This is a genomic window from Sphingomonas sp. QA11 (genome assembly GCF_028473665.1).
GTDB classification, from domain to species: domain Bacteria; phylum Pseudomonadota; class Alphaproteobacteria; order Sphingomonadales; family Sphingomonadaceae; genus Sphingomonas; species Sphingomonas phytovorans.
Genome location: NZ_CP098774.1, coordinates 4,763,825 through 4,777,824, shown reverse-complemented (window position 1 = coordinate 4,777,824; position 14,000 = coordinate 4,763,825). Strand labels below are relative to the sequence as shown.

At 65.2% G+C, this 14,000-nt stretch carries 11 protein-coding genes; 4 read left to right on the top strand and 7 right to left on the bottom strand.

The features are described from left to right. Positions 1 to 28 precede the first annotated feature (28 nt). Genes NDN01_RS22130 through phnX form a run of 3 tightly spaced genes read left to right on the top strand, consistent with a single transcriptional unit; the run spans position 29 to position 3,160 of the window. Positions 29 to 1,276 carry a DUF5690 family protein gene (locus tag NDN01_RS22130; RefSeq protein WP_272624183.1) on the top strand — a complete coding sequence of 416 codons (1,248 nt, stop codon included), beginning with the start codon at positions 29 to 31 and terminating at the stop codon, positions 1,274 to 1,276. Continuing rightward, positions 1,263 to 2,375, top strand: coding sequence for a TIGR03364 family FAD-dependent oxidoreductase (locus NDN01_RS22125; protein WP_272624181.1), 1,113 nt, complete (start codon positions 1,263 to 1,265; stop codon positions 2,373 to 2,375). Before NDN01_RS22130 ends, NDN01_RS22125 begins: the two co-directional genes overlap by 14 nt. Beyond that, positions 2,375 to 3,160, top strand: coding sequence for a phosphonoacetaldehyde hydrolase (phnX, locus tag NDN01_RS22120; protein ID WP_272624179.1), 786 nt, complete (start codon positions 2,375 to 2,377; stop codon positions 3,158 to 3,160). Before NDN01_RS22125 ends, phnX begins: the two co-directional genes overlap by 1 nt. Here the strand turns inward: phnX and NDN01_RS22115 are convergent. The 5 genes from NDN01_RS22115 to NDN01_RS22095 all read right to left on the bottom strand — a co-directional run bounded on the left by NDN01_RS22115 (position 3,157) and on the right by NDN01_RS22095 (position 10,162). After that, the gene (locus tag NDN01_RS22115) at positions 3,157 to 4,101 is read right to left on the bottom strand and encodes an aspartyl/asparaginyl beta-hydroxylase domain-containing protein (RefSeq protein ID WP_272624177.1); all 945 of its coding nucleotides are present in this window, start codon (positions 4,099 to 4,101) and stop codon (positions 3,157 to 3,159) included. The two genes, phnX and NDN01_RS22115, sit on opposite strands and share 4 nt — an antisense overlap. Before the next feature lie 3 nt (positions 4,102 to 4,104). Beyond that, entirely contained in the window at positions 4,105 to 6,012 is a 1,908-nt protein-coding gene (locus NDN01_RS22110) for a tetratricopeptide repeat-containing sulfotransferase family protein (RefSeq protein ID WP_272624175.1), read from the bottom strand. Continuing rightward, entirely contained in the window at positions 6,009 to 6,650 is a 642-nt protein-coding gene (locus tag NDN01_RS22105; RefSeq protein ID WP_272624174.1) for an aspartyl/asparaginyl beta-hydroxylase domain-containing protein, read from the bottom strand. The genes NDN01_RS22110 and NDN01_RS22105 overlap by 4 nt, the downstream gene beginning before the upstream one ends. Continuing rightward, entirely contained in the window at positions 6,647 to 7,285 is a 639-nt protein-coding gene (locus tag NDN01_RS22100) for a sulfotransferase family 2 domain-containing protein (protein WP_272624172.1), read from the bottom strand. The genes NDN01_RS22105 and NDN01_RS22100 overlap by 4 nt, the downstream gene beginning before the upstream one ends. 75 nt (positions 7,286 to 7,360) lie before the next feature. After that, positions 7,361 to 10,162 (bottom strand): TonB-dependent receptor, encoded by a 2,802-nt coding sequence (locus tag NDN01_RS22095; RefSeq protein ID WP_272624170.1) that lies wholly within the window; start codon positions 10,160 to 10,162, stop codon positions 7,361 to 7,363. A 297-nt stretch (positions 10,163 to 10,459) separates the two neighbouring features. Here NDN01_RS22095 and NDN01_RS22090 point away from each other — a divergent pair, with 297 nt between their 5' ends. Then, positions 10,460 to 12,559: a phosphocholine-specific phospholipase C gene (locus tag NDN01_RS22090; protein WP_272624168.1), complete on the top strand. Its 2,100-nt coding sequence runs from the start codon at positions 10,460 to 10,462 to the stop codon at positions 12,557 to 12,559. Between the two features lie 118 nt (positions 12,560 to 12,677). Here NDN01_RS22090 and NDN01_RS22085 read toward each other — a convergent pair whose 3' ends face one another. Next, complete coding sequence (locus tag NDN01_RS22085) at positions 12,678 to 12,836, bottom strand: hypothetical protein (RefSeq protein ID WP_272624167.1); 159 nt, start codon at positions 12,834 to 12,836, stop codon at positions 12,678 to 12,680. Between the two features lie 324 nt (positions 12,837 to 13,160). Then, entirely contained in the window at positions 13,161 to 13,922 is a 762-nt protein-coding gene (locus tag NDN01_RS22080; protein ID WP_272624165.1) for a GntR family transcriptional regulator, read from the bottom strand. Positions 13,923 to 14,000: the final 78 nt, after the last annotated feature.

Genomic DNA, 14,000 nt, shown 5'->3' with positions numbered 1-14,000 from the left:
AAAACCCGCACCTGGCGCTACCCCTCCGTTGACGCTCCTGCTCGGGGGACTGGCCGCCTTTGGTGCCTATTTCGCGATGTACGCTTTCCGCAAGCCGTTCGCAGCAGCGACCTTCGCCGATATCGGCGGCTGGCATTTCGAGATCGACTACAAGAGCGCGCTGCTGATCGCTCAGGTGTTCGGCTACGCGCTATCAAAGCTGATCGGGGTCCGGGTGATCGCCGAATTCGGCCGGCGCGGGCGCGGGGCCCTGATCCTTGCGCTGATCGGCTCGTCCTGGCTGGCGCTGGTCTTGTTCGCGCTGGTCCCGCCGCCCCTGAGCGTCGCTTGCCTGTTCCTCAACGGGCTGCCGCTGGGCATGATCTGGGGACTGGTGTTCAGCTATGTCGAGGGTCGCCGCGCGTCGGAGTTGCTCGGCGCGATGCTGTGCGCGAGTTTCATCCTCTCCTCGGGCGTGGTGAAGTCGGTCGCGGTGCTGTTCCTTCACGCGGGAGTGCCCGAGGTCTGGATGCCGGCGGTGACTGGCGCGGCGTTCCTGCCAGTACTGCTGGTGTCGCTGTGGTGGCTCGAGCGGATGCCGCCGCCCGATGCCCGTGACGAGGCCGAGCGCGTCGCGCGCGTACCGATGCTACGCGCCGACCGGGCGGCCTTCCTCCGCGAGCACGGGCTTTCGCTGCTGCTGCTGGTCGCGGGCTATGTGCTGCTGACCGCGATCCGCGACTTCCGCGACAATTTCGCCGCCGAGCTGTGGGCCGCGATGGGATATGCCGGCAAGGCGGCGATGTTCTCCGCGAGCGAGCTGCCGGTTGCGGTGATCAGCCTGGGCGGGCTCGCCGCGCTGATGCTGGTGCGCGACAATATGCGCGCGCTGCTGGCGATGCACGGCGTGATCATCGTCGGCGCGCTGTCGCTCGGCCTGTCGACGTTGGCGTTCCAGGCGGGGCTGCTCGCGCCGCTCCCCTGGATGATCCTGACCGGCGCGGGACTCTATCTTGCTTATACCCCGTTCAACGCGATGCTGTTCGACCGGATGATCGCGGCGATCGGCAAGGCGGGCAATGCCGGCTTTCTGATCTATGTCGCCGATGCCTCGGGCTATGCCGGCAGCGTCGCGCTGCTGTTGTTCCGCAGCCTGGCGGCGCCGAAGATGGACTGGCTCCCCTTCTTCATCCATGTTTCCTATGCGACGGCGATCATGGTGGGGGCGCTGACAACCCTCTCCGCGCTCGGCTTCGCGATACGCGGCCGCTCAAGGAACAGCTATGCCGCAGCATGACCTGATCGTCGTCGGCGCGGGCATTGTCGGCCTTGCCCATGCGCTGGCCGCGGCGCGGCGGGGCAAGCGCGTACTGGTGCTCGATCGCGATGCTCGGGCCAACGGCGCCTCGATCCGCAATTTCGGCTTCGTCACCGTCACCGGGCAGGAACGCGGCCGGGTCCGGGAGCTGGCGATGCGCAGCGCCGCGATCTGGCGCGACGTCGCGGGGCCGGCAGGGATAGCGATCGAGCAGGAGGGCCTGTTGCTAGTCGCCCAGCGCGCGGAGGCCGGGGCTGTCATCGACGCCTTCCTCGCAACCGAGATGGGCCGGGGCTGCACCCGCCTCGGCGCGGCGGAGCTGGCGGCACGCTGGCCGATGGTGCGCGGCGGGACGGCCGCATTGCAAAGCCCGCACGACCTGCGTGTCGATTCGCCGCTGGCGATCCCGAAGCTCGCTTCCTGGCTCAGCGTCGCGCATGGAGTCGACTTCGCCTATGGCGTCGCGGTCAATGCCGTCGAGACGGGTCGCGTCCGGTCGAGTATCGGCGTGCACGAAGCGGAGGCCGTAATCGTCTGCCCGGGAGACGATTGGGCAACCCTCTTCCCTGAAATCTATTCAGAGGCCGGGATCACCCGCTGCAAGCTCCAGATGCTGCGGCTCGCGCCGCCGGGATGGCACCTCGCCGCGCCAGTGATGAGCGACCTGAGCATGGTCCGCTATCTCGGCTATGCCGCGCTGCCCGAGGCGGCGGCGCTGCGTACCCGGCTGGAGGCCGAGGCGGCGGAGGCGCTGGCGCACGGCGTTCACCTGATCGCGGTGCAGGGCGCTGACGGATCGCTCGTGGTGGGGGACAGCCATGACTATGCGCCGACCCCCGACCCCTTTTCCACGGCAGCGATCGATGATGCGATCCTCGACGCCTATGCCCAGGTCCTTGGCGCACCACCGGCGGTGATCGGGCGCTGGACGGGCACCTACGCCTCGGCCGCAGGGCATAGCATCGTCCGCGCGCCGACGGAGGGCGTGCGACTGGTCGTCATCACCAGCGGCACCGGCGCGTCGACTAGCTTCGCGCTGGCCGAGGACGTGATCGCCGATCTCTTCGGGGGAAACTGATGCATCCGGGACTCAAGGCCATCGTGTTCGACTGGGCGGGCACGATGATCGATTTCGGCAGCCGCGCGCCGGTGGTGGCGCTGTGCAGGGTGTTCGAACAAGCCGGGGTGCCGATCCGCGAGGCCGAGGCACGCGCCGATATGGGCATGGCGAAGCGCGACCATATCCGCGCGCTGCTGGGCAACCCCCGCGTCGCCAAGACCTGGGCCGCGCGACATGGCGGGGCGGCGAGCGAAGGGGACGTCGCGGCCTTGTTCGGGAGCATCGGCCCGATGATGCGCGAGGCGGCGCGCGACTGCGCGGAGCTGATTCCGGGCGCGGCGGACATCGCCGGACGGCTCCAGGACAGGGGCGTCGCGGTGGGGTCCTGCACTGGCTATACGCGCGAGATGATGGTCGACATTCTGCCCCGCGCCGCGGAGCAGGGCTATCGACCGGACATGCTGGTCTGCGCGGGTGAGACGCCGCAAGGGCGCCCTTCCCCGCTGATGCTGTGGAAGAACCTGGTCGAGCTGGGCGCCTGGCCGGCGAGCGCCTGCGTCAAGGTCGATGATGCGGAGGTCGGCATTGCCGAGGGCCGCGCGGCGGGCGTGTGGACGGTCGGCGTCGCGGCCAGCGGTAACGCCCTGGGGCTGTCGCGCGAGGCGCTGGCCGCGCTCGCGCCCGAGGATCGGGCCGAACGCATCGCGCGGGCGAGGGCCATCCTCACCGATGCCGGAGCGCATGTCGTGATCGACACGGTCGCCGACCTGCCGACCGCGCTGCGGGAATTGCCGATCGGCTAGGATATCTCAGCGAGCAGGTGCTGAAGCACACGCTTTTCGAATACCAGCAGCGCGCCGACGTCGTTGGTGCGCATGACGACCCCATCGGCGAGGGGCTTCGCGGCCTTGCGCACGGCACCGGCCAGGCGAAGGAAGTCCGCTCGCCCCTGTCCGCCAATGCCGTGCAATGCGCAGAGCTGGCGCCAGTCGAACACGAAGCTCTCCAGCAACATGCCGAATTGCGCGGCGCGGGCCCTGGCTTCCACGGTATCGATGGCGACCGCCAGATCAGCGCGCAGATCGTCGACCAGCCATTGCACCTCGGCGGCGGGCATCACCGGCGAACGCTGATCGCCCTCGGTCAGCAGTTGCGGACCGGCATCGGGGTGCCGGCTTACCGTCCGCCATTGCTCCCGCGGCGGCGCCTGCCCGCAGGCGAACTGCCAAAACGCGGCCGTGCCGGTGGTGTCAGCGACGAGATGGATGCGTTCGGCGCCGGACTGGTTCTCCACATGGTGTCGGCGCCAATTGTCGAAGATCCATGCTTCGCCCGCGGCCATGTGCACCGACTGCCCGTCGCAATGGAAGCGCACCTCAGGGCGGGTGAAGATCGGAATGTGCAGCCGCACCCGCCTATGCCAGTGATAGTTGATATCGGCATGCTCGGGCACGCGCGCGCCCGGCGCGAGGCGCATCAACCGCGAACGGCCCCATACCACCCCGAAACCCGCAAGCGCCTGACGCAGGAAGGGCATGGCCGCCAGCCAGCGCGTCGGCAGCATCTGTCCGTGGACGGAATCCGTCTCATCGCCGCCAACGCTGATCAGCCGCACCGCGCTGTTGCCAGGCAGGCCGTCCGGATGCGGCACCCACGCCTCGGGCGGCAACGCGACGAGCTCGGCTTGCAGATGCTCCATCTCGAAGAGCACCGGAAGTTGGAAGAAAGGACGCGACAGCCGCATGGTTCAGTCCCCGTAGCCGGTCAACGCGTCACCCAGCGCGTCCCGTAGCGATGCCAGCCAGGGCGCATAATGTTGCCATTGCGCAAGGCCTTCCCGGCCGATGGGCTGGCGCACCTGCTCGGAACTGGGCGTGCGCACGCTGCGCCGGGTCTCGTGGAACGAGAGGCAGGCGGGCTCGAAGGGCAGCGCGATATGCTCCAGCATGCGTCGCACGCTGCCTTCGAGATCCTCGACCACGTCCTCGCACCGCACCCTCAGCACCCGCCCCGGCAACACCTGGTCCCAGTGTCGCATGAGGTCGAGATAAAGGCGGTAGTGGCGCGCGATATCGTCGATGCCGTAGCTGAATTCCTGGTTGGTCGTGCCGAACAGCTGCTTGAGGTTGCCGAAACAGCAGCCCATGGGTTCGCGTCGAACATCGATGATGGTCGAGCGGGGCAAGATCAGGTTGATCAGCCCGACGTGCCAGAAATTGTTCGGCATCTTGTCGATGAAGAATGGCCGGCCCAATCGGCGATGAGTCCGGGTTTCGGCCAGGAAGCGCTCTCCGAGCGCCCGGGCGTCCTCGGCGGTCAGGCGCCGCAACCTTTCGGGGTGCAGTGGCAGGCCGCAATCCGGATCGGCATCGCAGAGCTCGCCCGCATATCGGCCGATTTCAGTCAGTTCCTGCGTGCCCTCCACGCGGGAATGGGATGCCAGTATCTGCTCGATCAATGTCGAGCCCGAGCGCGGCATCCCCAGGATGAAGATGGGCGCCGGATCGTCCATGCCCCAGTCGGCGCGCGCGGCGAAGAACTCGGCGGTGAACGCCCGCTTGATTCGGCGCGCGCAGGATTCCGCGACGTCCGGACGATAGCGGCCGGCAGCACGCCGAAGCGCGTTCCCGCGCTCGTAATAATGCCACGAGGATGCGTAATCGCCCCGGTCCTCCAGTGCCTTGCCCAGCGCGAAGCATAGATAGATGCGGTCCATGTCCTGGACGGCGGGCCCGCATTCCGCGGCGCGCATGCGCGCGATTTCACCATCGGCGAAGCGATAGGTTTTGAGGTTGGAGAGGCTGAACCAGGCAACGCCATAGTCAGGGCGGGCCGTCAGCGAGGCGCGATAGTCGGCAACGGCTTCCTGCTGCCTGCCCGTGACCTTCAGGGCATTTGCCCGCCACAGGCGCAGGTCGGCGACCTCAGCCCCCGACTGCGGTTGCCCGGCGAGCAGCCTTTCATACAGATCGATCACTGGCTCATGATCGCCCAGGCCGACACAGGCAGCGCCATAGTGCTTGAGGTATTCGCGATTATCCGGGTCGTGCCCGAGCAGGTGCCGGGCCTCCCGCCGCGCCTGCAGGTGCTTCTGTTGCTGCAACAGCACCATGGCATAGTCGAGGCGCGCCGGGTGATAGTCCGGCGCGCGATCGAGCACCGATTTCAGCAGCACCTCGGCCTCATCGAACGCGTCGCGGTCCTGGCGGATGCGCGCCAGCAGGCGCAGCGCGCCCACATTGTCGCCGTCCTCGCGCAGATAATCCCGGATGACCTCCTCCGCCGTCGGGAGGTCGCCATCGGCGAACAGGCTGTTCGCCACCACGACCTGCGGAGGCAGCTGTCTCAATATGGCCAGGCGCTGCGCCGACATGGTCGCCTGGGCTGTGTCGCCCAGCATGCGGTAGAGCTGTTCCAGCATGTCCCAACTCGCCGGCAGCGTCGGGTTGAGGCGCACCGCCTCGCACAGTGCGTCGATGGCGGCCGGCGCATCGCGAAGCAGGACGTGGCAATGGCCGCGCTCCTGGTACAGGCGACTGAACAGGGGATCCAATATTTGGAGCCGGGCGAGGGTGGCCAGTGCCTCGGGCAGGCGCTGGCGGGAGCGCAAGTCCGTGGCTTCCTCAAGGAGGGCATCGCGCTCGGAGAAATTCATCGCGCCGCGCCGGAAAGGAGGAACGGCTCCAGCCAGTCCGGTTCCGGCTGGTCGGCATCGTAATATTCGAAGATCAGATGCACTCGGTCGGTATCGCCGCCGTTGCGCACCCAGTGCGGGCCGAGGTTGTTGACCTCCACCGCCTCGCCCGGCGGGAAATAATGCTCCTCGCCGCCGAAGAACGACACGACACCGGCATTGGTCGACACCGGCAAATGGATCTTGTGCGGCCACTTCGCCGCAGGGTTGGCATCGACGTGCGGGTGGATCACCCCGCCCGCCGCCATCCTTGCAAGCATCACCCGGGGGAACACGCCCCGCGGATAGCCATAGCCGCGAACGGCCTCCGCCAGCACCGGCTCAAGCAAACCCCGCCATTGCGGCCAGGCCGGGCGGTCGTGCGAGCCGCGCCAGTCGCGGGGGCCGTCGATAAAGCGAAGAACGATGTGGCGGGTATCGTCCAGAACCTCGAACTTGTTCGGCTTGCCCGCGTTCTCCGCGTCCCAGACGTGCTCGGGGATTACCAGCACGGCGGCTTGCAGGGCAACGATGTCAACCGGACCGAGCTTGCGAACGGTCGTGGTCTTGCGCGGGTTGGCGGCGGGGCCATGATGAGCGCCAGGACGAGCGAGCATCATCGCATGCCTTCGAAGGTGTAGCCGAACAACTCCAGATCCTGCGCGTAGCGTGCGGCGACGCCGTCGATCAGGGCCTGATCATAGTAATGACGATAGTCGCCGCGCGTGCTGCCGTTGACGCGGTCGAGCGGGCGGGAGGCAATGCCGAGGCGCGCGCAGATCGCATCATACGAGCCCTGCATGTCCTCGACATGGCCGACCTTGTCAGCCAGCAGGGTCCTGCCATCCTCACCCACCAGCAGCGATGCCTGGGGCTGGAACAGGATATGGTCTTCCGGCGGCTCGACGAAAAGAAAATGGCGCATCACGTCGCGCGGCCGCTGCCGGAAGACATCGCCGCCACGCAGCATGAAGGCGCAGTAGGAGACGAAGCGGTCGAACGGATTGCGCACGAAGGCAAATTTGAAATAGCTGCCGAAAGCATCCTCGCCGAGATAGGGACGCACCTGCCGCAGCGACAAATGGCCATGCTGGATCGCCGCCAGATCCTCCCATGGGAAGCGCTTGTTGACGAACAGCCCCACCTGCTCGACGTCCCCGTCGCCCAGCTGCTCGCGCAGGGCCTGCCGCACTGAATGGGTCCCGGTCTTGGGCACCGCGGCGAAGATGAAACGGTGGCGATGGGAAACGATCATGTCTGATGTCACACGAAAAAATGCGCCCCCGCCTTCCGGAGAAGGGAGGGGCGCGGTTTAGCATATGGGGTCGCCTCAGAACTTGAAGCTGAAGCCGGCCATGTAGGTCGTGCCGCTCTGGGTCTGGTTGTAGAGATAGCGGTTCTGACCCCAGAATTGCGTGTCCTTCTGGTTCGTCAGGTTGATCGCGTTCAGCGTGAGCTGGATGCCGTCGGTGACGTTCACGAAGGCCGAAGCGTCTACATATGTCGTCCCCTCGAAACCACGGGTGTTGGCGCTCATAATGTCCTCGCTGCGTCCCGTGTAGTAACGGGTGCGATGGCTCAGTGAACCACGGAAGCCCCAGCGGTTGGTTTCGTAATAGAGCGTGGCGTTGTAGCTGGTCTTCGATATGCCCGTGATCTCCTTGGGCGCGTCGACATAGGTATAGTTCGCCGTCACGCCCAGGCCGTTGAAGGGTGCCGGCAGGAACGAGAACTGGGCCTGTGCCGCCAGTTCAACGCCAGTCAGGCTCTTCGTGCCCGCGACGTTGATCGGCATCGAGAATTCCTTGATGACCGTGCTGCCCGTCGCGCCCGGAATCGAGCTGATCGGCACGCCCGCCTCGTCGAAGGTGACATTGCTGAGAGTCTGCGAGCCGATGAAGTTCTTGATCCGCTTATGGAACACGCTCGCGGAAAGCAGGCCCACCTTGCCGAAATAATATTCGGCGGAGAAGTCCAGCGTGGTGTCCTTGTAGGGCTTGAGGTTGGGATTGCCGCGGGATGCGGTGATCGCGCCGGTATCGTCGTTCCGGAACGCGCTACCCTCGGCCGCGATCGAGCCAAGCCCCGGGCGGTTCAGGTTCTGCGAGGCGGCGAACCGAAGCAGCACCTCCGGTGTCAGTTCCAGCACCGCGTTCATGGCGGGCAGCACGCCCGAATAGCTGCCCTTTACGTCAGCCGTGCCGAGATAGGCATAGCTGTCGCCCTGGATCCAGCCGATGCTGCGGGTGTCAGTATGATAGCCCCGCGCGCCGACATTGCCGCGGAAATGCTTGCCGAACAGTTCAGTGCTCCAGTCCATCTGGACAAAGCCGGCAAAGGTCTCTTCAGTCGTCGTATAGACATTCTCGATGTCCTGGATCGTCCCGCCCGTTCCGTCCTTGTTGGGCTCGAGCCGGTGATATTCCTTATATTTCGCAAAACCCTTGTCGTAGTCGCCGATCAGCCACGAACCGAACTCGTTCTTGAACACAGTGGTGATGTCGTTGACCGACGTGCCCCGCGTCTTGGACCGGGTACCGTTGACGTTGCTGTCATAGAAGAGATCCCTGCCGTCCTGCTGGAAGCGATGATAGGCGCCGCCCGCGCGCAACGTCAGCGCGTCGTTCATCTTGTAGCGCAGGTTGAGCACGCCTTCCCGCAACTCCGATTCATTATTGAACGCGCGATAGTAGAAATCATCCATCGTGTAGTTGGCGGGGTTGGTTGGATCCCAACCCGGATAATCGAACGAAGCCGAACGGCCGTCGGTACCATAATCGGCGACCAGATTCCCTTTGGCGCGCATGTAGAACTTGTCGTCATACGGCGTCTTGTAGGTCGATTTTTGGTACCCGACATGCCCGTCGACCGTAAACCGGTCGGAGACGTCCCAGGTGCCGGTCAGCTCCAGCGACCGGAAACGGGTCTCGTTCAGCGACCGGCGGTGTTCGCTGCCGAAGGTCGTGCCGGTGACATCGGTCCTGGTGACGTAGTTGCTGCTGTCCCACCTCAGGTCGTTGATGGTCGAAGCCGTCTGGAACATGGCCGGCCAGGGTGCGCCGGCGGGAGTGTCGAACGCGATGGAACCGTCGGACTTGAGCGGTCGTGTGGCAAGGTGCAGTTCGTCGCGATGCGTGGTGAGCTGGCCATATAGTCCATCGAGCGTCAGCAGCAAATTGTCCGCCGGTCGCCACTGCGCGGCAGCCGTGATGCCGAGACGCTCCTGCTTCGCGTTCCAGGAAGAGAGACGATTGCCATCAGCGAAATACAGGTCGCCCGACAGGAACTTGGCCTGCTGTGCCGCGGTCAGTTTCGAGATGTTCAGGCCCTTGTCGACCAGGCTCCGCAACGTCGCCGCACTGGGCCGGTCGTAATTATAGGTGTTGTGGCCCTGCTCCGTGGTCTGGCGCCTGGAATAGGCGGCCGAGACCAGGATGCCGAACTCATTGTCCCAATTATGGCTGAGCAACGCCGCGACGCGCGGTTGAGCGTCCTTGGTATATTCGTTCGTGCCCAGCTTCCCCACCAGCGCACCCTTGTTGCCTGGCGCGTAGTCGAACGGCTTGCCGGTGAACAGGCCGACCGTGCCGGCCATACCGCCCTCGTTCTGCGCCGCCTGGAAGGTCTTTTCCACTTCCACCCGCGAGAACAATTCCGAGGCGAAGATATTGAAGTCGAAGGCGCGATCGCGGGTACGCTGGCCGCGGCTGTCCTGCGCAGAGTCGACATTGCCCAGCACTTCCATGCCGTTGAGCTGCACGCGCGAGAAATCCGGCCCCAGGCCACGCAGCGAAATGCGCCGGCCCTCCCCTGCCTCACGGGTGATCTGCACGCCCGGTAGGCGCTGCAGCGATTCGGCCAGGTTCAGTTCTGGGAACTTCGCCATGTCTTCGGCGACGATCGCGTCCACCTGGATCGTCGAATCCTTCTTGATCCTGCGCGCATCGCTCAGCGACTTCCGAAAGCCGGTGACGACGATGTCCGCGCCCGAACTGGTGGAGGCCGGCTGATCGGAGGCCTCCTGCGCGAGAGCGACTCGTGGAGTCGCCCCGGCAGCCACCGCGGCAACGGTTGCCAGCAAAAAGCTCTTGAACCTCAGGCGCATGGCCCGAACCGAATATGATTTCGTCATTGGTTATCCCCCGCCAACTGGTATGAACCAGAAGGCCTAAAGCAGACTGCGGAGACACCTCTGTGACAGTTTTTACCGAAACGAATTCCGAGCCGAATTTTCTGCCGATACGGAATCCAAGGCCGGTCGCGCTGGAAGTACGCAGCGAACGGGCCCCGGTGGCCACCGCCAGCCGCATCCCCGTTTGCCGTCATCCAACCGCCATATCAGTGGTCTAGACCTCTGCACTATGACAGGTGATATTCCCGTGCGAGTTCCTCCCTTTCTCGTTTATCGCAGTCGATCGGGAGACCGGGCATGATGACGATGCAGGATCGCCGCAGCTTTATCCGCACCATGATGGCGACAGCGGGCGCTGCGGCGGCTTTGGCTCCCTCGATCGCCCGCGCCCTGGAGATCCCAGCCGATCGCCGGACGGGCACGTTGAAGGATGTCGATCATGTCGTCATCCTCACGCAGGAAAACCGCTCCTTCGATCACTATTTCGGCACGATGCGCGGCGTCAGGGGCTATGGCGACCGCTTCGCCATTCCCGCCCCGCCGCTTCCTGCCGCGCCCAATCGCACCGTCCTCCTCCAGCCGAACGAGCATCCGGGAACCGAGCCGGCGCTGATCGCCCCATTCCGGCTCGATACGTCCGTCGATTTCCGCCTCTATCGCCCGCTCGGCACACCCCATGGCTTCACCGACAGCCAGGCCGCATGGGATAATGGACGGATGGGCGCGTGGCCGCGCTCCAAGCAAAATCACGCGATGGCGCATTTCACGCGCGAGGATCTGCCGTTCCAATATGCCCTCGCCGAGGCCTTCACTTTGTGTGACGCCTATCACTGCGCCATGCACCTGTGCACCAACCCCAACCGGCTCTACATCTGGACCGGCACGCACGATCCGCTGGCCCGGGGCAACGGCCCCGCCATCGACAACGGCTATGACAGTCTCGGCGCCGATCCGCTGCGCCACGGCGGCTATCTCTGGACGACCTATCCCGAGCGCCTGATGGCTGCCGGGATCGGCTTCCAGATCTATCAGGACATGTCCGACAATTTCACCGACAATCCGCTGGTCGGCTTCCGTCGCTATCGCCAGGCGCATGGCGCGGCCACGGCAGCCGCGGCCCTGCTTTCACGCCGGACGATGACGACCCGCTCGCTCGACGACCTGCGGCAGGACGTGCTGGCCAGGCGGCTGCCGGAGGTTTCTTGGATTGTTGCTCCCGCAGCCCTATCGGAGCATCCGAGCGTTTCAACGCCGCTCCAGGGCGGGGACTATGCGGCAAGAGTGCTCGACGCGCTCACCGCCAATCCGGAAGTCTGGGCGCGTACGGTGCTGCTCATCAATTTCGACGAGAATGATGGCCTGTTCGACCATGTACCCCCGCCAGCCCCGCCGGCGCGCGTGTCCGGGCGCACAGTCGGCGCGACGAACATCCCGGCGGACGACGAATATCATGTCCATTCGCAGGCAGCCGAAGACGCGGTCTATCTTGACCGGCCCTACGGCCTTGGCCCGCGCGTGCCGCTCTACGCGATATCGCCCTGGAGCAAGGGAGGGCATGTCGCCTCCGAGGTCTTCGATCACACAAGCATCCTGCGCTTCCTCGAAGCCCGCTTTGGCGTCCATGAACCGAATATCAGCGCCTGGCGACGGGCCGTGTGCGGCGACCTCACGTCCTGCTTCGATTTCAGCGCGCCCGACACGGTCGATTTCATGCGGGCACTTCCGGCCACCGCCGCCCTGTCGGAGCGCGCGGCCAGCCTGAAGGAAATCCGGCCGCCACTTCCCGATCATGCGGTCGCCCCCGTGCAGGAAACCGGCCTGCGACGGCGACGCGCAACACCCTATGCCCTCGACGCCCGACTGCGCGCCCAGGGCACGAGCCGCGCCCTGGTATTCGCCAACCATTCGGCCGAGCGCGCGGCCGTTTTCCATGTCCATGACGTCACGCAGCTCGGCGAGGTTCCCGCGCGCTATACGGTTGGCGCAGGCCGGGAACTGGCTCACCTCCTGCCCGTCTCCGGCAAAGCGTTGGACATCTTCGTCCTTGGGCCCAACGGCTTTCATCGACGCTTGACCGGGAGGGGCGATATCTTCTCGGTCAGCCTCAAGGGTGGCATTGCCGCTCCCCCCTCGCTCCTGCTCGAAAATCTCACCTCGATGCCCCAGTCCATCGCCATGACTGACCGGGCCTATGGCGCATCTCCCGATGTGATCATGCTCGCGGGCGGAGAAGCGCGCAGTATCCCGCTGAATCTCACGGCAAGCCATGGCTGGTATGACCGGCAATTCGTGGCGGAAGGTCAGTCCTGGCGCATGGCAGGCCATATCGAGAATGGAAGCGCGTCCTATTCCGATCCCGCCGCCGGCGGGCCTGGCCCCCTGGCCTGGTCGGCGTAGCGGGCCTCTCCGGACCGGAGCATTTTCACGCGACTGCTGACGAAGTCGACGAACAGAGTGGGGGCCACCAAAGGCCAGACGAACGTCCGTCGTGAAACCGCCCCGCGCTTGTGGCCCTTCACTCGCTGCGATCAGAACGGACGATACCCGTCAGGTCGGCACGCGCACGGCGGCGTTCGCGCGTTCCCCAGCCGAACCTGCGCCGCAGGAAGACGATCCCCGCGATGATCGCCACTGCAACGACGACGATAGTAGCCAGGCCGAGAACATGTCGCATCTTGCTGACGAATCCCCCAATTCGTGTCGCAGGACGCTAGGTTTCATTAGGCCGCTCTGGCAAGCGACAAGTGGTCCTGCCGTTTGATGCAGATCAATATACATGGATGACCGCAATCTTTTGCGATCATCATGACATTTTTTTCATGCAAGAGATCATCCACAGCCCGGATCAGCCAATATCAACCATGCCGATTCAAGGATCGACGGCGCATGCAGGCGTATGAATCCCATAGGGAGGCATCCGGAACAATGCCGACATGACAGCAGATCAACCCCGCCGGGCGGGATTCATTCCAGGCAAGCGTTCACGGCCGGGAGGGCATCAGCCCTCCCGGCGCGGGCCGCCGGCCGTGCGCGGCTCGGACGGCATGCGCTGGGCGATCCGGACCGATGCTTCCTCCATGCGGATGCGCGAGCGCTCCAGATGGGTGCGCATCGCGGTTTCCGCCGCCGCCGGATCGCGCGCGATCAGCGCGTGGATGATCCGGGCATGCTCTTCCGCTGCTTCCTGCGGGGCGTTGGTGTTGAACAGGAAGCGGAAGATATGGAGATGCATGTGCAGCCGCTCGATCGTCTCGGCGATCAGCGAATTGCCGCTGCCGGTGGCGACCAGGCTGTGGAGCATCGCGTCAGCCTCGGCGAAACGGGCATAGGCAACGCCGGTTTCAGCCTGGATCCGGTCCATCTCCTCTTCCATCGCCGCCAATTGCCGGAGCATCTCATCATTCATCGATTCCGCCGCGCGGGCGGCGGCATAGGGCTCGATGAGTTGGCGCAGCGCATAAAGGTCGCTCACCTCGGCCGGCGTCATCTGGGCGCTGGCGTGATAGCCGACATTGGGCACCTTGATGACGAGCTTCTCGGCCTCGAGCCGGCTCAGTGCTTCCCGGATCGGGGTCTGCGAAATGCCGAGCTTGCGCGCGACCGCGTCGATGCCGATCCGGGTGCCCGGTGCGATCTCCATGGAGACCAGCATCGACAGGAGATGCTCATGCGCCCAGGCAACCAGGGTCGGAACCGGAGCGGGGCGGGGCGAACGATAGCCCATGGGCGGGAAGGTCACTGGGGAATCAGGGTTTTCCATCTAGGTCTCGACATGCAACGGCGCCGCGGCGTCTATGCAACACCTATAGGATATCGGATCGTCGCGGGAAAGGATGAT

What these genes read in the sequence shown, in the direction of transcription:
- NDN01_RS22125 (WP_272624181.1), top strand. Translation starts at nt 1,263, where the DNA reads ATGCCGCAGCATGACCTGATCGTCGTCGGCGCGGGCATTGTCGGCCTT.
- phnX (WP_272624179.1), top strand. Translation starts at nt 2,375, where the DNA reads ATGCATCCGGGACTCAAGGCCATCGTGTTCGACTGGGCGGGCACGATG.
- NDN01_RS22115 (WP_272624177.1), bottom strand. Translation starts at nt 4,101, where the DNA reads ATGCGGCTGTCGCGTCCTTTCTTCCAACTTCCGGTGCTCTTCGAGATG.
- NDN01_RS22110 (WP_272624175.1), bottom strand. Translation starts at nt 6,012, where the DNA reads ATGAATTTCTCCGAGCGCGATGCCCTCCTTGAGGAAGCCACGGACTTG.
- NDN01_RS22105 (WP_272624174.1), bottom strand. Translation starts at nt 6,650, where the DNA reads ATGATGCTCGCTCGTCCTGGCGCTCATCATGGCCCCGCCGCCAACCCG.
- NDN01_RS22100 (WP_272624172.1), bottom strand. Translation starts at nt 7,285, where the DNA reads ATGATCGTTTCCCATCGCCACCGTTTCATCTTCGCCGCGGTGCCCAAG.
- NDN01_RS22095 (WP_272624170.1), bottom strand. Translation starts at nt 10,162, where the DNA reads ATGACGAAATCATATTCGGTTCGGGCCATGCGCCTGAGGTTCAAGAGC.
- NDN01_RS22090 (WP_272624168.1), top strand. Translation starts at nt 10,460, where the DNA reads ATGATGACGATGCAGGATCGCCGCAGCTTTATCCGCACCATGATGGCG.
- NDN01_RS22085 (WP_272624167.1), bottom strand. Translation starts at nt 12,836, where the DNA reads ATGCGACATGTTCTCGGCCTGGCTACTATCGTCGTCGTTGCAGTGGCG.
- NDN01_RS22080 (WP_272624165.1), bottom strand. Translation starts at nt 13,922, where the DNA reads ATGGAAAACCCTGATTCCCCAGTGACCTTCCCGCCCATGGGCTATCGT.